This is a genomic window from Haloarcula sp. H-GB4, assembly GCF_030848575.1.
Taxonomy (GTDB): domain Archaea; phylum Halobacteriota; class Halobacteria; order Halobacteriales; family Haloarculaceae; genus Haloarcula.
In genome coordinates this window covers 403,284-426,197 of record NZ_JAVDDX010000001.1, presented here as the reverse complement: position 1 = coordinate 426,197, position 22,914 = coordinate 403,284, and the positions used below count along the sequence as shown (strand labels likewise).

22 protein-coding genes are annotated in these 22,914 nt (G+C 63.1%); 9 read left to right on the top strand and 13 right to left on the bottom strand.

Features of this window, described 5'->3' with window-relative positions:
- The first annotated feature begins 35 nt into the window (after positions 1-35).
- The gene (locus tag RBH20_RS02230; protein ID WP_306705074.1) at positions 36-878 is read left to right on the top strand and encodes a PspA/IM30 family protein; all 843 of its coding nucleotides are present in this window, start codon (positions 36-38) and stop codon (positions 876-878) included.
- A gap of 18 nt (positions 879-896) precedes the next feature.
- On the opposite strand, the gene RBH20_RS02225 is transcribed toward RBH20_RS02230, so the two are convergent.
- From RBH20_RS02225 to RBH20_RS02200, 6 genes are all read right to left on the bottom strand, one after another.
- Entirely contained in the window at positions 897-2,825 is a 1,929-nt protein-coding gene (locus tag RBH20_RS02225; protein WP_306705073.1) for an SLC13 family permease, read from the bottom strand.
- A gap of 105 nt (positions 2,826-2,930) precedes the next feature.
- The gene (locus RBH20_RS02220) at positions 2,931-3,833 is read right to left on the bottom strand and encodes a diacylglycerol kinase family protein (protein WP_306705071.1); all 903 of its coding nucleotides are present in this window, start codon (positions 3,831-3,833) and stop codon (positions 2,931-2,933) included.
- Between the two features lie 49 nt (positions 3,834-3,882).
- Complete coding sequence (locus RBH20_RS02215) at positions 3,883-4,890, bottom strand: hypothetical protein (protein WP_373567953.1); 1,008 nt, start codon at positions 4,888-4,890, stop codon at positions 3,883-3,885.
- A 281-nt stretch (positions 4,891-5,171) separates the two neighbouring features.
- On the bottom strand, positions 5,172-5,612 hold the full coding sequence (locus tag RBH20_RS02210) for an NUDIX domain-containing protein (protein WP_306705065.1): 441 nt from the start codon (positions 5,610-5,612) through the stop codon (positions 5,172-5,174).
- A gap of 83 nt (positions 5,613-5,695) precedes the next feature.
- Complete coding sequence (gene thrS / locus RBH20_RS02205) at positions 5,696-7,624, bottom strand: threonine--tRNA ligase (protein ID WP_306705063.1); 1,929 nt, start codon at positions 7,622-7,624, stop codon at positions 5,696-5,698.
- A gap of 58 nt (positions 7,625-7,682) precedes the next feature.
- A complete protein-coding gene (locus RBH20_RS02200) occupies positions 7,683-8,249 on the bottom strand; it encodes an HTH domain-containing protein (protein WP_306705061.1) in 567 nt (188 codons plus the stop codon).
- A gap of 182 nt (positions 8,250-8,431) precedes the next feature.
- Here RBH20_RS02200 and RBH20_RS02195 point away from each other — a divergent pair, with 182 nt between their 5' ends.
- The 4 genes from RBH20_RS02195 (at position 8,432) to RBH20_RS02180 (ending at position 12,033) form a co-directional block, all read left to right on the top strand.
- Complete coding sequence (locus tag RBH20_RS02195; RefSeq protein WP_306705059.1) at positions 8,432-8,863, top strand: universal stress protein; 432 nt, start codon at positions 8,432-8,434, stop codon at positions 8,861-8,863.
- A gap of 109 nt (positions 8,864-8,972) precedes the next feature.
- Positions 8,973-9,485 carry a gamma carbonic anhydrase family protein gene (locus RBH20_RS02190; protein WP_306705057.1) on the top strand — a complete coding sequence of 171 codons (513 nt, stop codon included), beginning with the start codon at positions 8,973-8,975 and terminating at the stop codon, positions 9,483-9,485.
- Positions 9,486-9,542: 57 nt separating this feature from the next.
- Positions 9,543-11,474, top strand: a complete 1,932-nt coding sequence (locus tag RBH20_RS02185) for a hypothetical protein (RefSeq protein ID WP_306705055.1) — start codon at positions 9,543-9,545, stop codon at positions 11,472-11,474.
- Between the two features lie 85 nt (positions 11,475-11,559).
- A complete protein-coding gene (locus tag RBH20_RS02180; RefSeq protein WP_306705053.1) occupies positions 11,560-12,033 on the top strand; it encodes a peroxiredoxin in 474 nt (157 codons plus the stop codon).
- 43 nt (positions 12,034-12,076) lie between these two features.
- Here RBH20_RS02180 and RBH20_RS02175 read toward each other — a convergent pair whose 3' ends face one another.
- From RBH20_RS02175 to RBH20_RS02160, 4 genes are read right to left on the bottom strand one after another with little or no spacing between them, the layout of a single operon-like run.
- On the bottom strand, positions 12,077-13,114 hold the full coding sequence (locus RBH20_RS02175) for a dipeptide epimerase (protein ID WP_306705051.1): 1,038 nt from the start codon (positions 13,112-13,114) through the stop codon (positions 12,077-12,079).
- On the bottom strand, positions 13,111-14,121 hold the full coding sequence (locus tag RBH20_RS02170) for a DUF1611 domain-containing protein (RefSeq protein ID WP_306705049.1): 1,011 nt from the start codon (positions 14,119-14,121) through the stop codon (positions 13,111-13,113). Before RBH20_RS02170 ends, RBH20_RS02175 begins: the two co-directional genes overlap by 4 nt.
- A gap of 31 nt (positions 14,122-14,152) precedes the next feature.
- Positions 14,153-15,046, bottom strand: a complete 894-nt coding sequence (locus tag RBH20_RS02165; RefSeq protein ID WP_306705047.1) for a Vms1/Ankzf1 family peptidyl-tRNA hydrolase — start codon at positions 15,044-15,046, stop codon at positions 14,153-14,155.
- A gap of 49 nt (positions 15,047-15,095) precedes the next feature.
- Entirely contained in the window at positions 15,096-15,461 is a 366-nt protein-coding gene (locus RBH20_RS02160) for a DUF5802 family protein (RefSeq protein ID WP_306705045.1), read from the bottom strand.
- Positions 15,462-15,610: 149 nt separating this feature from the next.
- On the opposite strand from RBH20_RS02160, the gene RBH20_RS02155 reads away from it, so the two are divergent.
- From RBH20_RS02155 to RBH20_RS02145, 3 genes are all read left to right on the top strand, one after another.
- Positions 15,611-16,255 carry a DUF1405 domain-containing protein gene (locus RBH20_RS02155; RefSeq protein ID WP_306705043.1) on the top strand — a complete coding sequence of 215 codons (645 nt, stop codon included), beginning with the start codon at positions 15,611-15,613 and terminating at the stop codon, positions 16,253-16,255.
- A 96-nt stretch (positions 16,256-16,351) separates the two neighbouring features.
- A complete protein-coding gene (locus RBH20_RS02150; protein ID WP_306705041.1) occupies positions 16,352-17,590 on the top strand; it encodes a hypothetical protein in 1,239 nt (412 codons plus the stop codon).
- A gap of 69 nt (positions 17,591-17,659) precedes the next feature.
- On the top strand, positions 17,660-18,307 hold the full coding sequence (locus RBH20_RS02145; RefSeq protein ID WP_306705039.1) for an ArsR family transcriptional regulator: 648 nt from the start codon (positions 17,660-17,662) through the stop codon (positions 18,305-18,307).
- Positions 18,308-18,340: 33 nt separating this feature from the next.
- Here RBH20_RS02145 and RBH20_RS02140 read toward each other — a convergent pair whose 3' ends face one another.
- The 3 genes from RBH20_RS02140 to RBH20_RS02130 form a co-directional block, all read right to left on the bottom strand.
- Positions 18,341-19,906 carry a Na+/H+ antiporter NhaC family protein gene (locus RBH20_RS02140; RefSeq protein WP_306705037.1) on the bottom strand — a complete coding sequence of 522 codons (1,566 nt, stop codon included), beginning with the start codon at positions 19,904-19,906 and terminating at the stop codon, positions 18,341-18,343.
- A gap of 346 nt (positions 19,907-20,252) precedes the next feature.
- On the bottom strand, positions 20,253-20,762 hold the full coding sequence (locus RBH20_RS02135; RefSeq protein WP_306705035.1) for a hypothetical protein: 510 nt from the start codon (positions 20,760-20,762) through the stop codon (positions 20,253-20,255).
- Positions 20,763-20,835: 73 nt separating this feature from the next.
- Positions 20,836-21,435 (bottom strand): hypothetical protein, encoded by a 600-nt coding sequence (locus RBH20_RS02130; RefSeq protein WP_306705033.1) that lies wholly within the window; start codon positions 21,433-21,435, stop codon positions 20,836-20,838.
- A 196-nt stretch (positions 21,436-21,631) separates the two neighbouring features.
- Here RBH20_RS02130 and gatD point away from each other — a divergent pair, with 196 nt between their 5' ends.
- On the top strand, positions 21,632-22,879 hold the full coding sequence (gene gatD, locus RBH20_RS02125; RefSeq protein WP_306705031.1) for a Glu-tRNA(Gln) amidotransferase subunit GatD: 1,248 nt from the start codon (positions 21,632-21,634) through the stop codon (positions 22,877-22,879).
- Positions 22,880-22,914 lie beyond the last annotated feature (35 nt).

The following is a 22,914-nucleotide window of genomic DNA, read 5'->3' as shown; positions in this document are numbered from 1 at the left end:
AAGAAATTTAAGGTTGGAGAGACCAATGCGCATACATGGGAATCCTCTCGCGCGCGTCGTACGTCATCCGCTCCAAGCTCAACGCCGTCCTGAACCGAGCGGAGGACCCGACAGAGACCCTCGACTACAGCTACGAGCAGCTGCGTGACGAACTGCAGGACGTCAAACAGGGCATTGCGGACCTGACGACCCAGAAGAAGCGACTGGAGATACAGAAGCGCCGCCTCGAAGAGAACGTCGAGAAGCACAACGAACAGGCGCGCCAGGCTGTCGAGCAGGACCGCGAGGACCTCGCCCGCCAGGCGCTGGAAAAGAAAAAGCAGAAGATGAGCCAGATTGAGGACCTGGAAGGCCAGATACAGGACTTACAGAGCCAACAGGACCAGCTAGTCGAGCAGAAAGACGAACTGCAGAAACAGATCGAGCAGTTCCGCACCAAAAAGGAGACGATGAAGGCTCGCCACGAGGCCGCCAAGGCGTCAGCGCGCGTCAACGAGGCGATGACCGGCGCGGGCGACGAGATGCAGGACATCAATCAGGCTATCGAGCGCGCGGAGGAACGCACCGAGGACATGGAAGCCCGTTCGCAGGCGATGGACGAACTCCGCGAGGACGGCGTCCTCGAAAGTCAGATATCGGATGAGAGTTCACTGGAACGGGAGCTTGAAGAGGTCCGACAGAAAGGGTCAGTCGACGCCGAACTCGACACGCTCAAAGCAGAGATGGGGAAAGCCGAGGACGGCGACAGCGGGTCGAGCGATGCGGACGTCTCCGAGGCCGAACTGGAACAGGAACTCACCGACGAGAGTACACAAGTCGACGTCGACGAGAGCGAGGTCGAGTCAGAACTGGATGAGCTGAAAGAAGACGAGCAGTAACGCGGCGACACGGGAGTTTTATAGCGGCCAGACAACCGACACCGAGAGCGTCGTAGCTGCACACAGAAGCAGCTGTAGCGGTCCGCCGACACGCGCGAAGTCGGTGAAGCGGTAGCCGCCGGGGCCGTACACCATCAGGTTCGTCTGGTAGCCGATGGGCGTCAGGAAGGCCGTCGCGACCGCGAACGTCACGACAACGAGGAACGGGAACCCGGAAACGCCGATTTCAGCGGCGGTGGCGACGGCAATCGGGATCATCAACACGACGGTCGCGGCCGGGGTGATGGCGCTGGCGAGGACGGCAGTCAGGAGGTACACCAGCGCCAGCAGCGCGAGCGGCGGGAGGACGCCGGCGGCGTCAACGAGGAGCGCGCCGACGAACGCGGCCCCGCCAGTGGCTTGCATCGCCTGCCCCAGTGGGAGCAACCCGGCGAGCAGGAACACAACGTTCCAGCTCACCGCGTCGTAGGCCTTCGACGCGCTTAGCGTGCCGGTCGCCACCGTGGCGACGACGCCGCCCAGCGCGGCGATGTAGATCGGGAGGAGGTCCAGTGCCGCAAGCGCGATGACAGCAAGCAAGGTCACGAGTGGGACCGCCGCAGCGGCGTCGAGCGAGGGCTGGCCGCCGTCGAGCGCGTCGAACAGCTCGGGAGGGCCCTCTGTCAGGGTCAGGTAGCCCTCATCCTGAAGATGTCCCACTTCGTCAAGGGGCGTCTGGAGCAAGAGCAGGTCGCCGGCGGACAGTTCGACTGCTGTGAGGTCCTCGTGAATGATCTCGTCACCGCGGCGGACGGCGAGGACCGTCACGTCGAATCGACTGCGAAGTTGCACGTCGGCGAGCGTTCGCCCGCGGAGCCGCGACTCCCTGTCGATGACGGCCTCCGCGAGGATGCCCGGGTGACCGCTCTCCGCCAGTAGGTCCGCTGTAACGGACTCGCGGGCGAGGTCCCGCAGGTCGAGCGTCTGTGCGAGTTGGTTGACAGCCTGACGGTTCCCACGGACCGTCAGCACGTCGCCGGGTTCGAGCGGCCGATCGGTGGCCGTCGCGAAGAACGACTCGCCGTTGCGGTCAATCTGGAGCACGTCGACATCGAGCGGGTCACTCACGGCAAGGACCTGCTCAACGGTAGCCTCGGTCGGCAGTGATTCCCCCGTGTCGACCACCTCAACAACCGCCTCAACCGCGTCGACAGGGACGCTGCCTTCGAGCGCTTCCTGCACCGTCAGCCCGACCAGCGGGGACGTCTCGCGAACCCGTAGCTGCGACAGGTGGCGATCCATCTCGAACTCCTCAGTGAAGTCGGCTGCGGGGTGGATGCGTTCGGGGACGAGCGCCCGACCCACCGTCAGCAGGTAGCCCACGCCGACAGTGAGAACGACCACGCCGACAGGCGTCAGCGTGAACATCGAGAACGGCCGGCCGAGTAACTGCGCCGAAAGGTCGCTCGCGAGTAAGTTCGTCGCAGTGCCGACCAGCGTGAGCGTCCCGCCGAGCATCGCGGCGAACGAGAGCGGCAGCAGCAGGTTCGACGGTGAGATACCGTATCGCTCCGAGAGCCCGGTGACCAGCGGTATGAAGACCGCGACCACCGGCGTGTTGTTGACGAAGCCCGCGCTGACGCCCGTCGTGCCGACGATGGCGGTCAGCAGACGCCGTTCGTCACCGCCCGTCAGCGCCGCGAGCCGCCCGGCCAGCCAGTCGACAACACCGGCCGATTCGACGCCGGCGCTGAGAATGTACATCGCAACGATAGTGACCACCGCCGGGCTGGCAAACCCCTCGATGGCTGTCCGCGCCGGGACACCGGTGTACGGTTCCAGCACGACCAACGCGACGAGGACGGCGATGGCCGTCATGTCTGGCGGGAGCCATTCGGTGACAAACAGCGTCAGGGCGGCGGCGACGAGCGCGAAAACCACGAGCGCGCCCATCGAGAGCGAGGGCATACCACCCCTCTCGGCGGACGGCGATAAAAACATCCGGGACGCCGTCAGGGGGTTTCGCGAGCGGACTCACTTCGCTCACCGCCGCCCACCGGTCGCGCCATCTTGTCACGTCGGGTCCGGCTCGTATCCCGGGCCGACCCGGAGCGTCAGTGCGGTCTCACGCACTGACAGCGACAGCGTCTCGTGCGTACTGAGTTCGCCGTCGCGGCTGAACGTGAGTTGCTCGCCGTGTCCGGCGACTGTGATTTCATCCGCCCGGACGTGGGTCACTCCGTCAGTGTCCAGCGTCAGCAGCCGCTGGCCGATGGCCTCCGCGACGAGGTTTCCCGTGGGCATCTGTTCGACGATGGCCACGTCAAGCAGGCCGTCTTCCATGTTTGCCTGTCCGCCTTCGGCAACGAACTTGCGAGCGTTGCCCACCAGCAGGCAGGTGGCTTCGCCGGACCAGGTGAATGGTCCGTCTTCGCCGACAGCCGCGATAGTGATATCGAGCCCGTCGAAGCGGAGCGCCTCTTGTGCGCCAGTGAGCAGAAACGCCAGCGTGCCGAACCGCTCCTTGAGGTCGCCCGGAGTCGAGACGCTAGCGTCGGCAGGAAGGCCAGCGATACAGGACACCAGAAACGGTTCGTCGCCGGCGACACCCACGTCAACCGGGCGCGTCTCTCCGGTGTCGGCGATTTCGACGCCGTGTTCGATGTCCTTGACACCGATGTTCCCGGCCAGCAGGTTCGCCGTTCCGGCCGGGATGACGCTCAGCGTCACCGAGTCGAGGTGGCCGGCGTCATCGAGTCCGCGGACGACCTCGTTCACCGTCCCGTCGCCACCACAGACGGCGACCTCAGAGGCCTCGGCCCGCCCGGCCTCGCGGCCGAGTTCGACTGCGTCGCCCGCTGCCTCGGTTTCGTACACCTCGAACCCGCGTGCCGCCATCAGCCGCGGAACGTAGTCGGCGTGCTCGCCATCGCCGCTGACGGGATTGAGAATGCACCGACGCGAGCCAATCTGCATAGTACTAGCGAGTCCAGACCAGCACTTATACCGTGGTGATGTAACGGCGTCACTCCCAGTCGACGTCGACACTCCGGTCCGTCTCACGGAGGATGAATGGGCCAATTGCGAGCGTTCGCTTAGTTATTGTGACGATACGGAGGATGTACGAAATCAGGACTGTGAACGGAAGCAGCGATGCTGTCGTCGTCACCGCGAGGAGCCACAGCGCGTCGGGGACGCCGGCTGTGACGCCGACGAAATCCTGCACATCGAGGAACAACAATGAGGTGATTGCGACGGTAAGCGCCGGGATGGCGACGTACAGCAATGTCCGAGAGAGGTCGGACAGTTCCCACTGAAAATACAACGTTTTGAAGTGTTCTCGAGCCGGACCAAACAGTTCGAGCGTCTCGACGAGTTCCGCAAGTGAGTCGTCGATCTCGTCGGTGAGTTCGTCGGCGTAGGCTTCGCGAATCCGCCGCCCAGCATACAGCTTCCAGGAGTAGTTGTAGTTTAGCGCGGCCTTGACGACATCGAACTCGCCGAAGGTTCCGCCGTCGAGTTGATCGGTAACGCTGTCGGCGTTGGTCAGTACGGCGTCCAGATAGTTCGACAGCAACGCCGTCAGGTCGTCATCAAGGGTCGTCTCATCGACGACGTTTTGGGCATTCTCAGCTCGCTCGGCGGTCCCGCGAACCAGCGACCGGAGGAACGCCGAGGGCTCTGCCGGACTGACCGGCGTGTCGACGGCGTCGGCCACATCGGCGCGGAACTGCATCGCCCCGTTCATCCGTTCGCGCTGGTCGCCGGCCGCACCGAGTTCCTGCGACAGGACAAGCTGATTGAGTGTCAGGACCAGCGTAACGGCAGTTATCGTCCCCGTAATCAGCGCCTGAAACAGCGTTTCGACCGGGTCGCCGCGAGTCAACAGCGTCATGGCCGGTTCAGGATGCAAGAGCCCGACGGCGAGAATCCCACAGAACAGGACGGCCGAGAGGAGGCTGGTGACGAGCCAGCGGTTCGCATCGAGGAGGAGCCAGAGGAGCCGGGTGTCACCGGCGGCGCGCTCTCGCATGGTGTCGCTCAACTGGCTCTCGGCAGAGGGGGATGGCACACCGTCCCGGACTCCTGCCAGGCAGAAAAGCCTCCGGCCGGGGCGGCGTCACCCCTGAATGGGCCAGTCAGTTGTCGGTGGCGTCAGTGTCGTTCGTCATCAGTTCCAGCGTCTCGGATTGCGCCCCTGCAATGTTGGTGTAAACATTGACGGGGCGGTGACCGACGTGACCGGACGGACCACCCGCGTCTCGACTGCCTCAACCCGGAATGCCGCCGCATTCGGCTCGGTCGTCGTGACAGTCACCAGTAGTGAGTCCGCAGTACCCACCGGACTTGCGGCAGCGTCTGCGCCGGCGGCGATTCCGGCCGGACCCAACGAGCGGCCTGAATCCCCTCCGCGGCGTTCGGAGTGGGGTGATCCAACAACTGACACCCGAACACACGATACGCTGAGAGCGTCTGCGAGCGACTGTGGTGAGCGTAGTAGATGGTCGCTACCGGTCCGTGGATCGCGCTCCGACACCCAAGTTCCTCGGCGAGTTCGCGTTCGAGCGCCTCCCGGTCGTCCTCGCCTGGCTGAGTCCCGCCACCGGGGAGCGTCCAGAACGGCGTTCCGTCGGCGTGGTACTCTTTCACCAACAAAACCTCGTCCGACGACCGGATGAGGGCTTTTGCACCGGGACGGAGGCAACCACCGGTCGCGGAATCACTAGTCGTTGGGTTGACGGTCTGATTCGACACGTGGAGTGCAACTATCGCGAGACAACCACATTAGTAGTTTCCGTCTACCGGAGCAAACGCGGGGGCAGGGGCTGACTCGGAGGCTACCGCCCGGCGAGGAACGTCACAGCGGTTCGCTGCTGCTCGACCTCGGTTTCGAGGTGGTCGCGGAACTCGGCGATGTCGATGTCCTTCTCCTCGCGTTCCTTGCGATCCCTGACTGAGATTGTCCCGGCTTCCTCCTCGTTGTCGCCGATGACACACATATAGGGAACCCGGTCGTCGTGGGCCTGCTGGATCTTCTTGCCGACAGTCCAGGATCGGTCCTCGATAGTGACCCGGAAGTCATCGAGTTCGTCCTGAATCTCCTCGCAGTAGTCGATGTTGTCGTCGCTGACCGGTAGCAGGCGAATTTGTTCGGGGGCAAGCCACGGCGGGAACTTCCCGTTGTAGTGCTCGGTCAGCACCATGAAGAACCGTTCGTAGGAGCCATACAGCGCGCGGTGGATCATCACCGGGCGATGCTCCTCGTTGTCCTCACCGGTGTAGGAGAGGTCGAACCGCTCGGGCATATTGAAGTCCAACTGGACGGTCGGGCCGTCCCAGTGGCGACCGAGCGCGTCCTCGAAGGCGAAGTCGATCTTCGGGCCGTAGAACGCGCCATCGCCTTCCTCGACGACGTAGTCGATGTCCTGCTCGTCGAGGACAGATTCGAGCTGGGATTCGGCTTTCTCCCAGATTTCGTCGCCGCCGACGGACTTCTCCGGCCGGGTAGCGAACTGGACCGTGTAGTCGAGGTTGAAGGTGTCAAGCGTATCGAGGATGATGTCGACCGTCGCCAGCACTTCCTCCTCGATCTGGTCCGGGCGGACGAATAGATGGCCGTCGTCGATGGTGAAGGCCCAGGTTCGGGAGAGCCCGGAGAGTTCGCCGCGCTGCTCTTTGCGGTACACCTTCCCGTCCTCGAAGTACCGCACCGGCAGGTCCCGGTAGCTCCAGGAGTTCTGCTCGAAGATGGTGGCGTGGCCAGGGCAGTTCATCGGCTTCAGGCCGTACTCCTCGTCGTTGACATCGAGCAAGAACATGTCGTCGACGTAGTTCTCGTAGTGGCCCGATTTCTTCCAGAGTTCGGTACGGAAGACGTGAGGCGTCTCGACCTCGTCGTAGCCGGCGTCGCGGTTGAGCCCGGCGACGTAGTCCGACAGTTCGTTGAGGATCTTCTTGCCGTTGGGCTCGTACAGCGGCAGACCCGGCCCTGTGGTCTCGTCGATGGAGAACAAGTCCATCTCCTGGCCGATCTTGCGGTGGTCGCGCTCCTCGGCCTTGCGGCGCTGTTCGAGGAACTCGTCGAGCGCGTCCTCCGTTGGGAAGGCAGTTCCGTACACGCGAGTCAGCGTCTCGTTTTCCTCCTCGCCACGCCAGAAGGCCGCCGAGATTTCGAGCAGTGCGAAACCGCCGATTTCGCCGGTCGATTCGACGTGGGGGCCCTGACAGAGGTCCTCGAACTCGCCCTGGGTGTAGAAAGAGACTTCCTCGTCGTCCGCGGCTTCGGTTTCGAGGATGTCTTGTTTGAACTGATTATCCTCGTAGCGTTCGAAGGCGTCGTCGCGGTCGACGAGTTCGCGTTCGATGTCGAGGTCCTCCTCAATGATCTCCTCGGCTTCGGTCTCGATAGCTTCGAGGTCGTCCTCGTCGATGTCGACACCGGTAATGTCGTAGTAGAACCCGTTGTCGGTCCACGGCCCAATTGTGAGCTTTGCATCGGGGTAGAGGCGCTGCAGGGCCTGCGCGAAGACGTGGGCGGCGGAGTGACGAAGCACATCGAGATACTCGTCACTGCTCTCGGTGACGATTTCGAGTCCGACATCTTCTGTCAACGGCGCGTGTTTGTCGACAAGTTCGCCGTCGACAACGCCGGCGACCGTGTCGTCACCCAGCCCTGGCCCGATTTCGTAGGCGACATCCTCGACCGTGCTGCCGCGTTCGACCTCTAGTGGGGTCCCGTCGGGCAGCGTGACCGTGACCGTACTCATATCCGAGGATACGACGGCGGCCGGGGATAAGTGTATTGAGACGCGGGCGACGCTGGTGTTACTCTGGCAACAGCGGGTCCGAATCCTCGTCGATAGTGTCGGCCGCCGGCAGGTCAGACTGGGCCGGTGGCCGTGCTGCACTTGCCCGCTCCAGCGATGAAAGCGCCAGTTCTTCCTCTCCTTCGAGCATTGTGAGGCGATCCATGACAGTGACAGTCTCCCCGCCGGCCGTATGCGGTGTCACGCACCTGAGTTCCGACCCGGCGTACTCGGCTAATAGTTGGACCGGAAACACAAGCGCTCGGTACTGCTCCCCCGACATCTCGGAGTCAACCGACCGGACCTGGAACGCGGGTTCGAGTGAACATTTGTTGCGTTTTGCCCATTCCTGAAAGACGCTGACTCGGTTGAGTGCGAAGAGTCCGAGTTCGGTCCGCGCCTCGGCTGGCGTGGACGGTATTTGCCGACCAACGACCTGAATAGTAAAGTCCGACAAAACATCAGTGTCTGACAGCCCCTGAAGTCGGTCGATAACCGCAGCCTGTTGCTGCGTGTGCCCGTCGGGCAGGAGTGAACGAACGTACAGTTCTGCCCGTGTGCCGTCTGGCTGCGTGCTCCCCTGCATCGTATAGAAATTAATGGACAGCAACTGGCAAAAGTATTCCTGTTGACAAATAATGGTTAGAACGATTATACACTGAACGACGGAAACTGAATCAAACGATTACACCACCGGTTGGACAGCTGTGGACCGTGTCAGTGTGATAGGGAATACTATGTGGGCACAGTTCGCATGAGAAGCCGGATATGTACGATTCGGTGCTCGTGGCCACAGACGGCAGTTCGGGAACGACTGAGACGCTCGCACACGCCACTTCGATCGCGCGCGACAACGACGCGACCCTCCATGGGCTGTACGTCGTGGACAGACGACTGTACGTCGCGGCCGACAAGGCCAATCAGGACGAGGTGCGTCAGTCGCTGGAGGAAGAGGGAGATGTCGCGCTTGACGACATCGTGGTTGGGGGCGAGGAGGCCGGCGTCGAGGTCGTCACGACCATGGCGGAAGGGATTCCCCACAAGACAATCACCGACTACGCAGAACAGGAAGACATTGACCTCATCGTGATGGGAACCCACGGCCGAACCGGCCGAGACCGGGTCGCCAATCTCGGGAGCGTCACCGAGCGCGTCGTCCAGAGCGCGCCCGTCCCCGTCCTCGTCGTCCACATCGAATAGCTCGGGTCAGGTGCGGTTGCGGTGGAGACGTGCGCGACAGCGGCTATACAACCGGTAGCACCCCCTTCTGACCGGTATCTTTTCGATCCGCCGACACGATGGTGACAGTATGGACAGCCGAGAGTACGCTTTCGAAGGAGCAACACCTGACATCCACGGATACGCCCACGTCAGCCGAGAGGCGACACTGGTGGGTGATGTCACCGTCGGCCCGAACGCGAACGTCTGGCCCGGTGTCGTGTTGCGCGGCGACGTGGCCCCCGTCGAGGTAGGCCGCGAATCGGCGATCGGTGACGGAGCCATCGTCCACGCCTCGTCCGTCGGCGAGAAGGTGATGGTCGGCCACGGAGCTGTTCTCAACGACGCCCATGTGCGTGACGGGGCGCTCGTTGGATTCAATTCGACAGTCAGCGACGCCACTATCGGCGAGGGCTCTATTGTCGCGATGGGAACGGTCGTCCCACCGGGCTACGAGGTCCCCGCGGAGTCCTTTGTCCGCGGGAGTCCGGCCACAGTGACACCGTTGTCAGAGACCACTATCGATCCCAACGAAGTGTTCGAGGCGTTCAGTTCCGGCGATTACGCCAACCTCGCGGCCCGCCACGAAGACCTCTTCGAGTAACCTCCCGTCGGACAACGACGGGCCACTTATAGTGGAAGAACCCACACAGTACCGACCATGGACGATATCGTCGACCTAGTGACCCGGTCGCTCGCTGACGAGACTGCCGCGGCGTTCACTGAGCGGGTCGACGAACAGGCGATGCAGCTGCGGAAGGCCATCGAGGCCGGGGAGTTCGACAACGAGGCGTTCTCCGTCGGCCTGGAGATCGAACTGTACGGCATCAACGCCGAGCCGGACCCGCCCGAACCGGACGATGCGGAAGACAGCGAGGAAGCCACCGAAGAGGGCCTGAGCGGATCGGGCGGGGCAGCCTGGAGCGGGTCGCTCGACGCGCCGGCGGAGCCAGAAGACGACGGCGCATCACTGGAGCCAAACGGCAACGGGGCATCGCTGGAGCCAGACGATGGCAATCCACTGGAGCCCGCCGGCAATGAGCCTCCAGAGCAAGACGCTGGTGAAGCTGTTGACGGGTCCGACGACGCGTTCGGTCCCGGAGAGGGGCCGTCACTCGACATCGACCCGGACAGCCCGCTGGCAGAGGACGAACCGGAGACGCCAGAGGAGGAAGAGGCCGAACCGGCCGTCGAGTCATCAGTCGACGAAGAAAGTGACAAGCCGTACATGGACCCCGAGGACTGGAAGGGGCGGCTGACCCCCTTACCCGACGTGGTGTTCGAGGGGGAGGCCAACAAGGAACTGGGCCTGCACAACGCCGAGGTCAACACCGAGCCGAACAGTTTCGACGAGACGGGAATGGAAGTCCAGACGACGGCGGTGGAGATGCAGACGAAACAGGCCCGCCAGCAAGCGAGCAAGCACAACTGCGAACTCGTCCTCGACGCGATGTGGACCATCCCACCCGAGGAAGGCAGCGAGCAGTACCTCTCGGCGCACGAGACGAACGACGGCGTCGTCCTCGCGGACAACATGCGGCAGGCTCCCAGATACGTCGCGCTGGACAACGAGGCGCTGGACCACGCCGGCGGCAGCATCGACTTCGACGTACCGGGGTACAGCGGGTCGTTCCCGACGATTCTGTTCGAGTCGCTGGCCACCTCGATCCAGCCTCATCTCCAGATTCCGGACGCCGAGGCGTTCCCCGAGTACTACAACGCCGCGATCCGGACACTCGGGCCTCTACTCGCGCTATCAGTCAATTCGCCGTTCCTCCCTGCCGATATGTACGGTGACACCGACGGCGAGTGGCTCTGTGCGAACACCCACCACGAACTCCGAATCGCGGCCTTTGAGCAGTCGGTCAACACCAGTGAGAACCCAAAGGTCCGGGTCCCGCGAGACCTCGACGACACCACTGATGTCGTCGGTCGCGTCGTTGACGACGACCTGTTCGCGCCGTTCCTCCGGGAGTTTCTGCACGACGACGACCGGGCGGCATTCGAAGACGAGTTCTGGGAGTTCGACCACAAGCGCGGGACCTACTGGCGCTGGCTCCGCTGTGTCGTCGGCGGGACGCCCGTCGACGGGGCAAGCACTGAAAAGTCACTCCGAATCGAGTATCGCCCGCTCCCGACCCAGCCCCACGCCAAGGACATGATCGGGCTGCAGGCGCTGACGGTCGGCCTCATCCGTGGGCTGGTCGTCGCCGACCACCCTGCCGCGGAACTGCCGTGGCAGGAGGCCCAGCGGAGTTTCTACAACGCCGCGGACGATGGTCTAGAGGCCGACCTCTCATGGGTGACAGCGCAGGGCGAGCGAACGGACGACCACGACGCTATCTACGAAGAGATTTTCCAGTACGCTCGTCTGGGGCTAGCCGAACAGGATGTGCCAGAGGCCCGCATCGACGAGTACCTCGGCCCCATTGAAGCCCGATACGACGCCGGCATGACCCCAAGCGGATGGAAGATCGCTCGCGTCCGTGAGTACCTCGACGACGGCGACGACCTCTCGGCAGCCATCCAGTCGATGCAACGGGACTATATCGAAGCAAGTCGCGAACACCACTCCTTCGAAGAGTGGCTGTAAGCGGCCAGCCCCCGGTAAAACGGAGACCAAGAGTCTCCTGCCGGATGGCGGGTATTTATTCGGATGACGCCGTTATATTCGGGTGATGGTATCCACAGGCGACACAGCGCCGGACATCTCGGCGACAATCGCGAACGGTGAGGTAGAGGACTTCGAACTGAGCGACCACCTTGGTGATGGGCCGGTCGTGCTGGCCTTCTTCCCGGGCGCGTTCACACCGCCGTGCTCCAACGAGATGGTGGCCCTGCAGGAGCACCTCGGTGACTTCCACGACGCCGGCGCAACGGTCCTCGGCGTCAGCGCCGACTCGGCGTTCTCGCTGAACTCCTTCCGCGACGAGCACGGTCTGGAGTTCGACCTGCTCAGCGACATGGGCCGGTCGGCGATTCAGGACTACGACCTCGAAATTGACATCGAAGACCTCGGGCTGCTCGGCGTCTCGAACCGCGCCGTGTTCGTCGTCGACGACGACGGCGAGGTCGCCTACAGCTGGGTCGCCGACGACCCGACCAACGAGCCGGACTACGAAGAACTGCTGGACGCCGTCAAGTCGGCGTAAGCGGTCACCGGCCGAACCTATTTTTTATTTTACAACCTCGGAGCTAGGCGTCTCGCGTCCGCCGAACGCCGGTGCCGGCCGACACCGAAGTGAGGTCGAACACGTCCCCCTCCAGCGGCACGCCGTCGTAGGGATCTGACGCTAACAAGAGCGCTCCGTCGAGGTCGACGTAGTCGACTAACGGCGCGAGATGGACCGCTGCGGCGATACTGGCATTGGACTCGACCATACATCCAAGCATCAGGTCGAGGCCATGGGCGTCGGCAGCGTGAAGGAGTCGCGTTGCGGGCCGGAGGCCGCCGAATTTGACAAGCTTGGCGTTGACGATGTCACAGGCGTCAGCGACCCGCGGCACGTCGGACGCAGTCACGCAGGACTCGTCGGCGGCGACAGGAATCTCAGTCGCGTCGGTCACGCGGCGCAAGCCGTCAATATCGTCGGCCGCAACCGGCTGTTCGAGCATCGTCACGCCAGCGTCGGCAAGCCAGTCCGCATTGTCGATAGCTTCCTGTGCGGTCCATGCGGTGTTGGCGTCGACGCGTACCTCGGCGTCGGGAACGGCGTCCCGGACCGCGTCCAGTCGCGCCCGGTCGTCCTCAGTCCCGAGTTTGACTTTCAGGTGGCCAAAGCCGCTGTCGGCCGCCTTCCTTGCTTTCTCAGCCATCCGCTCGGGTGAGTCGATGCCGACCGTGTAGGTGGTCGGTGGGACCGTGTCCGGGTCAAGTCCCCACTGGCGGTACAGTGGCAGGTCCAGTTGCCGAGCGGCGAGGTCGTGGACGGCGATAGAGAGTGCCATCCGGGCGGCGGGCTGGTCCGGCGCTCGCTCGGCGAGTTCCCGTTCGATGCGTTGCTGGGCATGTGGGTCGCCGATGCGGTCGACAGTCTCACAGAGCGAGGGCAGCGTTTCAGCCACCGACCGAGCGCTCTCGTTGTAGTACGCGGACGGCGTGACGGCCCCGATGCCGGTGGTGCCCTCATAGGTGAGTTCAACCACAACGGTCTCGCTGGTCTCGCTGGTCTCCCGCGAGATGCCGAACGGGTTCGACAGCGGCAGGTCGTGACGGTCGACGCGCCAGTTCATAGGATGGCGTCCAGTACCTCGTCAGGGACGCCGTGGCGGACGGGATCAGTTGCCGGTGCGTCCAGAGCGTCGCTGTACTCTGCAACAGCATCTGCGGCCACACCGTCGTCGAGGTGGCGCGTGTTCAACATGCCCGCAACGACAGAGGCGTCCGAGATGGGCGCGGCCAGACGCTCGTAGATGCCGACGTACTCGGGGAGGGGCGGAATATCGAACGACTCGTAGCCGTGAATGGCCTCGCGGCCGGCCTCGTGGCACATGACGAGCGCATCCGGGACCGACCCGTGGAGGATGCTCGTCGTCACACCCGAATAGGCCGGATGGGCCAGCGCGCCCTGTCCTTCGACGACGAGGAGGTCCGCCGCCTGCACTTCTTCCACCAGCCGTTCGACCGCGCCGGCGGCGTAGTCAGCGATGACGCGGTCGATGACGATGCCCCAGCCGGTGATGGCGATACCGGTCTGACCCGTCGGAACGACGGCAGCGTTGAGGCCCCGCTCCCGCGCCGCATCGCGGATCTCGAACGACGCAGTCATCTTCCCCGTCGAGCAGTCGGTGCCGACGGTCGTGACGACTGTCGCGTCCACGTCGCCGGCGGTCCCCGCTGCCACGGTCAGGTCCTCGGGCGGCTTGCGGAGGTCGTGCAGTTCGGCGTCGTGTTTCGCGGCGAGATGGGCAAACTCGTCGTCGTCAGCCAGAAAATCGTGCAGTCCAGAATACACGTCACAACCGCGTTCGAGCGCTGTGCAAACGTCTTCTCGCCAGGACTCGTCGAACTCGCCGCCGATTGGAGAGATACCAATTACGAGCGCGTCAACGTCGGGTGCGTCGGCCATCGATGCGACGACTGGCGCATCCTGTACGTCCGGCAGCGAGTCGTGGACGCGCTGGCCGGCCCGCTCGCGGTCGATAAGCGCGCGTACCGTTCGGTCACCGTACCGCAACAGCCCGACGGCCGTCTTGGCTCGGTCGGGGAAGGCGTCGTGTGTTAAGATGGCTACGGCCATGGCCGGACAGAATCACCGCCCCGCGAAAAAGCTACGGAACGCGTAGCCGGACTGACCACAGCGACCGAACGGCGTCGTCGAGCGCCGCGTCGGGCTCCCCAGTCGCGTCGACCGGCTTCGTCGCCGTCGCAAGGTCCTCAAACTCGTGGATGACCGACCCCTCGCCGACGACGTACAGCCGGTCGGGCGACACCTCCTCAATGGCGGCCCGACAGCGGTCGAGGTGGGAGTCGATCTGCTGGTCCCGGAGCCGTTCGAACCGGCCCTGCGAGAAGCCGCCCTTCGAGTGCTGGCTTTTCAGCTCCGAGTCGAACCCGTGGAACGCGGTCCGCTCGCGGCCGTCGTACTCGCCCATGGCGAACAGGTCCGAGCGAACCAGCGCGACGACGTGTTCGCCGGTCGGTTCGAACCAAGACCGCTCCAGTTGAACAGTGTCGGCCCACCCGGTGAACGGCGACGGCGGCGCAGGGACGGACAGACACGCCGACAGGATGCCGGCGTCGTCCGTCACAGCCAGACACGGCGCGGCGCTGGCGACCAGCGCCGCGCGGTCGCCGAAGGCGTCCCGAACCGGGCCGGGCAGGGAGCGCTCCGCGTCGACGTAGGCGGTAAAGATCCCCTCTGGCTCCGTCTCGACAGATTCCAGCCGGTCGAGTACTTCACTCAGGCGCGCCCGACTGAGCGTCTCCTCGGCCCGGAACGTCGATTCGCCCTCCTCGTCTTGCAGGCGTGCGACCCGGTCCTGGAGTTCGGCCACGCGGTCCTCCAGCCGATTGACCTCGGCCTCGGCCTGCTGGCGTTCGGTCGCTGCGTCGGCGCGGCGCTCCTTCTCGGCGTCGAGCTGTCGTTCGAGATGGTGGTTCTCCTCTTCGAGTTCGGCCACCCGCTCTTTCAGCGACGCTCGTCCCAGCAACCGGTCAAGCATCGACTGGATGGCAGACGGGGACGGGCTTAAAACTGACTTCCGACGACCCTCAGACGGCGGTGTCGGGCAGTGTCGGCGTCCCCTCTGAAATAGAGAGCAGTTGTGCGGCGTGGTCCGCTTTCGCCAGAAATACTTCTTCGAGGCTGGGTGGGTTCCGGACGTTGGCGTTTTCAAGCATCGTTTCGGGAACGACGAGTGTGTCCGCCGGGACCTGTTCGTCACCGTGGACGGCGAAGTGCTGGGAGCCGAGTTTCATTACGAGCGGATAGTCTGTGCGCTCGACCCCGTCCCCGGAGGCGTACAACTGTTCGTTCACTCGCTCGTGCTGCTCGCGACACATTGCGGCCGCCGCGTCGTCTCTCGGTTCGACGTAGAGGCGGCCGAGGTAGTATCCGCGCGAAAACTGTTCGAACATCGGTGCAACTGAATGTGTGTCATTGACATACATAAGTGTTCGCCGGCAACCTTTTGCCGTCGTGCAAACAGCGCGGATTCGGGGGGTCGGTAACCCGATACCGGCGTCTGTCCGACAGGGCTTTGCCACGGCCGGCCCCGAATCGACCTATGAGCGAGCAGCGAGGGCCGTTGCCACGTCGGTACGCGCGCTACTATCTGGAACAGACGCCGAGTCTCGTGTGGCTGCTGGTCGTCAACGCCGTCGCGATGCTCGTCGGTGTCCGGTTTTACGTCGAGACGATGCCCGGAGTGTCGACGTTCCTCTGGCCACTGTACGCCGATTCGCCGGCTGCGCTGTTCCTGATGACGCTATCGGTAGCGACCCTCCTGCCATTCCTCGGCAAGTCACTCGACGAGGTCCCGCTGACGGTGCCGCTCGCGTACCTCCACACGATTGCGCTGGTCTGGCTGGTCAAGATGGGTCTGTGGACCGTCGTGGCGTTAAACATCGGCTTCGACGCCTACTTCCCGGCTCCGTGGGCGTATTTCGGCATCATCATTACCCACCTCGGCTTCGTCGCCGAGGGGCTGTTAGTCCCGCACTACGCCCGAACAACGAAGGGCGCGCTCGTGACTGCACTGGTGCTGGCACTCGGCAACGACGTCCTCGACTACGGCTTCGGCTACTATCCGCCGTTACGATACGATCCAGGACTCGTGTTACCGATTGCCACCGTCGCGCTCTCAGTGCTATCGGTGGGAATCGCCTGGCGACTGCTTCCGATGCAGCTGCCGACTGAAAAGACATCTTAAACACTCTTGGACTATTTGAGGTTGTTTTGAGCGTCTATGAACGACGCGAACGAAGGCATTTCTTTTTGATGTGGGAGGACAGAGGCAGGAACAGGAATGAGCCCACGTCAGGCCACGCTCCTCACCGTGCTGGTCATCGTCGGGACTGTCGCTGTCGGCCTCCCGGCCGTGACAGCACAGGAGACCGCGACGGAGACAGTGGCTACGCAGAACGACTCTGCCAGCGGCATGGGAACGCAACTCACCGCGTTCCTGCAGTCGAACTCCGCCGCCGCGAACGACACGGTCGAGAACGGGATGTGGCGGTCCGCATACAACCAATCGAACGGAACCGAACGGGCCGAACTGGTCACGGATCGGGCCGACTCGCTTGAGCGCCGACTCGACCGACTACAGGAGCGCAATACCACGCTCGAACAGCGATACGAGAACGGAAGCATCAGTGAGCAGGCCTACGTGGCACAACAGAGCAGACTCACCGCGGAGATCGCGGGCCTGCAGGCCGCGATTAATGACACTGACACAGCCGCCGAACAGACCGGTGTGAACGACACCGCACTGAAGCGGCTGAAACAGAATGCCAGCAATCTCTCCGGTCAGCGGGTCGCATCGGTTGCTCGCGGCATCGCCGGACCGCCGGAGACCACCGACCCGGATGAGCAGGGGCCGCCGGACGACATCGGATCCAACCAGAGCGAACGGGGCCCACCAGCCAACACATCCGAGCAGGGTGCAAACCAGAGCCAACAGGGGCCGCCTGTTGATACCCCCGGACAGCAAGGGAACGAGAGCGACCAAGGCCCACCGGACGACGGGCCTGGCGACAGCGAAAACGAAACTGCAGAGTCCGACGACACAGCTCAGAGTGGGGGAAACGGCGCTGAACAGGGTAACGATAGGGGCAACAGCAGTGATGATGAGAACGCCAGCGGCGACGATAGCGCGGGAGGCAGCACTGGGCCTGATGGGGCTTCTGACAGTGGTGGGGAAGATGATTCAGCCGACACGTCGGATTCTGACGACAGTTCTGGCAGTGACGGTTCTAGCGGCTCTGACGACAGTTCTGGCAGTGACGGTTCTAGCGGCTCTGACGATAGTTCTGGCAGTGGCGATTCTAGCGGCTCCGACGACAGTTCTGGTAGTGACAATTCCACCGGCAATGGCGGTGCCGATGATTCTGGCAGCACTTCCGATGGTGGCAACGACAACGCCGATAACGGAGGAAATGGTGGCGGGCAAGGGAACAGTGGCGGACAGAGCGGTAATGGCGGAAGCGGTCAGGGGAGCGGAAACAGCGGCTTACAGGGCACATCGTGGATAGACCGGCTATCGTAGGCGGGTGACACCAGCAAACCGCCTGACGAGAGTCATGCTTTTGAACCGTGACCCGCTACCTACGTATCGATGGACTCCGCCGAGTTACTCAATCTCCTTGGAAACGCCAACCGCCGGCGGATTCTCAAACTACTCGCACACAAACCCTGCTACGTCACCGAAATCAGCGAATACATCGGCGTTAGCCCGAAAGCGGTCATCGACCACCTCCAGAAGCTCGAAGACGCCGGGCTCATCGACTCCCGGACAGACGACCAACGCCGGAAGTACTTTTCTATCGCTCGGAACCTCCGTTTGGAGGTCCGTGTCTCTCCGTATGAGTTCGGCACCAAGAGCGCCTATCCGGCAAACCCCGAGTTCGAGATGCCCTCTTGCCGCCACCTCTCGATAGATGTCGGCGAAGAAGCTGGCGGGAATTTTCACGACCTGGCACGCGAACTGGAGCATCTCCAGCAGCTAGAGAACGAACTGTCGCTGGCCCAGCGGTGGGTGCAGGCCCGTATGACCGACGTGCGGGACCGCATCGACTCCGGCTTCGAGAACCGCGACGGACGACTGTACGCAGAACTGGTCAGCGGACTCGCAAACGGTATCGACACGGTGCCGGCGCTGGCCAGAAAGATCGAAGCCCCACCGGAGATCGTCGAGGAAGCACTCACTCGGCTTGCGGACGATGACGTGGTCGAACAGACCGACGACGGCTGGGAAATCGTTTAGACGGGACGGGAGAGCTTCAGGAAGCGGACCGTCTCAGTCCGCATTCGACCCGTACGAACTCGGGACCTCGACCGACAACTGTTCTGAGAGCAGGTACGTCACTGACCCGACAGCGGCCAGTCCGATCGGAAGCGCGATGTACGCCGGGACGCCGTAGCCGGCCATCAGGAACAGCCCGGTTGCGACGATACCGGCCAGCACTGCGTAGGGAATCTGAGTGTTCACGTGGTCAACGTGGTCGCTTGCGGCGAACATACTCGACATCACCGTGGTGTCCGAGATCGGCGAACAGTGGTCACCGAACAACGCGCCGGTCAGAATCGCCGCGATAGCCGGTGCCAGCGGCGCGCCGAGCGCGTGTCCGAGCGGGATTGCGACCGGGAACAGGATACCCATCGTCCCCCAGGACGTACCGATGCTGAAGCTGATAATGACCGCGCTGACAAAAATGACGGCGGGTAGCATCCCAGCCGTGATAATCCCCTCGCTGATGGCGATGACGTATGGGCCGACACCGAGTGCCTGGCTCACGGCACCGATAGACCACGCGAGCGAGAGCACCGCGACGGGGAACATCACCATCTTGAACCCCTCGAAGATAGCGTCGCTCACTTCGTCAACCGCGATCCGTGCGTGCCCGACGAGAATGGTCAGAATGACCAGACAGGCCGAGAACGAGGCCCAGACGATGGCATCCGCAGTGGCCGCGTTCGACAGCGCATCGGTGAGGCTCTGCCCGGCGAACCCACCGCCGGAGTAATACAGTGAAAACCCGGTCACCCCGACGAGTGCGGCGATTGGGGCGGCGAAGTACCACCACCGCGGCTCGACGTGGTCGGGCGTCACGATATCGTCTTCCTGCGTTTCCATGAGCGGGTCAGCGTTGTCGCCGAGGACTTTGCCCTCTTCTCTGGCTCTGCGTTCGGCCTCCGCCATCGGGCCGAAGTCAAGGTCGGCGATGACGACAATGAAGACCATTGCAAGCGCGAGCAGGCTGTAGAACCGATAGGGAATCGATTCGAGAAACAGCAGGAACGCGCTTCGGTCCACGCCGATTGTGGTCAGTTGCTCGGCGATGAGTCCGACCTCGAATCCGAGCCACGTCGAGACGACTGATATCGATGCAGTCGGGGCAGTGGTGGAGTCAAGAATGTACGCCAGCTTCTCGCGACTGATGTCGAACTTATCGGTGATCGGCCGCATGACCGACCCGGTAATCATCGTCGAAGCGTACGAGTCGACGAAGATCGTCATCCCCAGTAGCGACGTGCCAAGCGCCGCCTGCCGGCGGGTCCGAATGCGCTTGACCATCTGTGACGCAAGCGCATTCATCCCGCCGGAGAGGAAGATCATCCCCAGCATTGCTCCGATGAGGAAGGTGAACAGGAGCAATTTGACGTTAAACGGCTCGGTCACGTTATCCACGACAAACTGTAGGCTCCGAGCGGCTCCGGCGGCTGGGTTCCAGCCGACGAGCACCGTCGCACCGATCCAGATACCTGCAAACAGCGAGAGCAGTACTTGGCGAGTGAACAACGTCAGTACAATGGCGAGCATCGCCGGAAACAGGCTGATAAGCCCGTACGTTTCTGGTGCCATGCGTTCTGTTCCGGGATTTACATACGAGAGTTATAAGCGTTATCAACTCAAGACACTGTGATTGAAAATCGAGAAAGTGCACCATATGGTCAGTTACATCTCAATATTCTGGATATATGGATTTATCTTACCACTATATGACAAGACCAGTACAGTCAATATTACGTGCCAAGAAGTCCGTTCACGCCGAGACTGCTATTGGGGACTCTTTCGCAGGCAGGCTATCGGCAGGACATCGAGATCGTTTGGCCGACCGATGTGCGGCATATCAGACGACAGGATCATCAAGTACAGTAAGCCCAGAAGGGGCGGTCGCGCCACTGGCCAGAATGTACCGTCGAGCAAACTACAGGTCTTCCGTCAGTCCGCTGCGAAGGTCACGCCCGAAGTAGTGCCCGCCGACTGCGAGTACCAAACCGACAGCGCCGGCGATGGCGAACAGTCTGGTCCCGTTCAATCCCGCGGCGAGCTGTGGGAGGAGAGACAGAACGGCCGTCGCACCGCCGCTGAAACCGCCCGCCAGCCCCAGTTCGACGTATCGGCGCTCGCTGGCGAGCAGTCCGTAGACGAATCCACCAAGCAAGATGCCGACCAGTTCGGTGAACGGGACGAGCGGTATCAGCCCGCCGAGCACCATTCCGCCGCCGACCGCGCCGAAGGCAAATAGCAGCGCCCGCAGTGAGAAGTAGCTGCCGCTGTCTTTCGTGGACGTTTCGGTGACAGACGATGTCGTATCTCGCGATTCCCCGACAGCAACATCCGTCTCGACCGACTCGGTCGTGCCAACATCGACGCCGAGGTCACTGCCCGATTTCGCGTCCGTGTCGCGGGTCCGTTCCTCGGTTCGTTCGGCCATACAGAGTGTGGGACCGCGAGTAGTATGGTCCTTGTGGGGTCTGCCGGCACTCAGGGATACGGTGGTGTGTCGCTCAGATACCGAGCCACTCGTCGTTGCGAACCGAGTAGCCGTTCGACCGGCAGAACTCCGCCGCTTCCCGGCGAACGTCGCGAGACCCAGGAAGCTTCTCGTTCTTGTGAATGTGCTCAATAATCCAGTCGGCGATGGCCCGAATGCCCTCATCGTCGTCATCCGCGTCGATAGTCCGTAGCTCCCGGAACGTCCGCTCGTAACCGTCGCGCTGTGAGGCCCCGAACGACGCGCTCTGGTGTTCGTCGGCGGCCTCGACGACGCGTTTCATCGCCCCGGCTACCGTCGGCCGCTGGACCCGCGTCCGGACCTCGGCTGGCGATTCAAAGGACTCGACCTCCGCATCGGGTAAGAGGTCCGCAACGGTGTACGTCCCTTCGGTGGCCTCGATTTCCCTATCGCCGACCGTAGCGACCACTTCAGCCGCTGTCACCGGGAATTCGAGCGTTTCGAGTTCTGTCTCGAAGTACGCGAGTTCCGTCGGGTCGACCGGCGGTTCGGGTTCGTCCGCGCGCTCAAGTTCCTCGGCGATAGCGCGCTCCCGCTGGCGGCGTTCCTCGTTCCGGGCCTGGGCTTCGCGGCCGTTCTTGTTGTCTGCCATACCTGTTAGAAGAATGTCGAGTGGGATAACACTGTGGTCTGGTAACGCTTGAAATCCAACGTAACGAGTGTCGATATTCCGAAATTGAACCGAAGCATAGACTGAAACCGCCGACCGGTCAGCACAGTCCAATGTGTGACTGAGAGCGCTCGTCGAAACGAGTGGGTTCAAGTCCCACCGGCGGAAAGTGCCGCGCATGAACGCAGGCGACCGGGTCCGCGTCGAGCGCGCGGCCCAGACCTACGAGGGCGTGTTGCTCCCATCGAGTACGCCCGAGCACCTCGTCGTCAAGCTCGACGGCGGATACAACGTTGGTATCGACCGTGAGGACGCATCCATCGACGTGCTTGAATCGGACGTGTACGACGTCGAGAGCGCACAGGACGAACAGAGCCAGTCGGCAATCGAGTTCGACGACGACCTCCCGACGGTCTCGCTGATTTCCACTGGCGGAACCATCGCCTCGACGGTCGACTACCGGACCGGGGCAGTGACGGCACAGTTCGACGCCGAGGACGTGCTGCGGGCAGTCCCGGACCTGGCCGGGATGGCGAACTACCGCGGCCGCGTCGTTGCCAACATCCTCTCGGAGAACATGACCCCGGCCGTCTGGCAGGACCTCGCGCAAGCGGTCCACGAGGAGATCGAGGCCGGCGCGGATGGCATCGTCGTCATGCACGGCACTGACACGATGCAGTACTCCGCGTCGGCGCTGTCGTTCATGCTCGATACGCCAGTACCCATTGTGTTTACCGGCAGCCAGCGCTCGGCGGACCGCCCGTCCTCGGACAACGTGATGAACGCTGTTTCAGCGGTCGAGGCTGCGACGAGCGACTGTGCGGAGGTTTTGGTCTGTATGCACGCCGACGAGTCCGACGACCGCTGTGCGCTCCACCGCGGCACTCGCGTCCGGAAGAACCACACCTCGCGCCGGGATGCCTTCGAGACCGTCGGCGCGAAGCCACTCGGCGAGGTCGACTACGACATCGACGGCGAGAGCACGGTCACGTTCCGCCGCGAGTACACCGAACGGGACGCCGTCGACCTGGCGCTACACGACCATATCGAGACCGACGTGGAACTCCTGAAGTTCTCGCCGGGGATGGACCCGTCGCTGCTCGAAGCGGCCGCCGAGAACAGCGAAGGCATCGTTATCGAAGGGACCGGGCTCGGCCACGTCAACACCGACTGGATCGGGACCGTCGAGGAACTGGACATCCCGCTTGTCATGACCAGCCAGTGCCTCGAAGGGCGTGTCTGTGACCGCGTCTACGACACTGGCCGGGACCTGCTCGACGCCGGCGTCATCGAGGGCGAGGATATGCTCCCCGGCACAGCGAAGGTCAAGCTCATGTGGGCGATGGCAAACAGCGACGACGTGGCCGATACGATGCAGGACCCCCTCGCCGGCGAGATTCAGCAGCGCTCGACACCTTGGTTGTAGCACTGGACCCAGCGCGGTAACTCGGTCACGGTGCG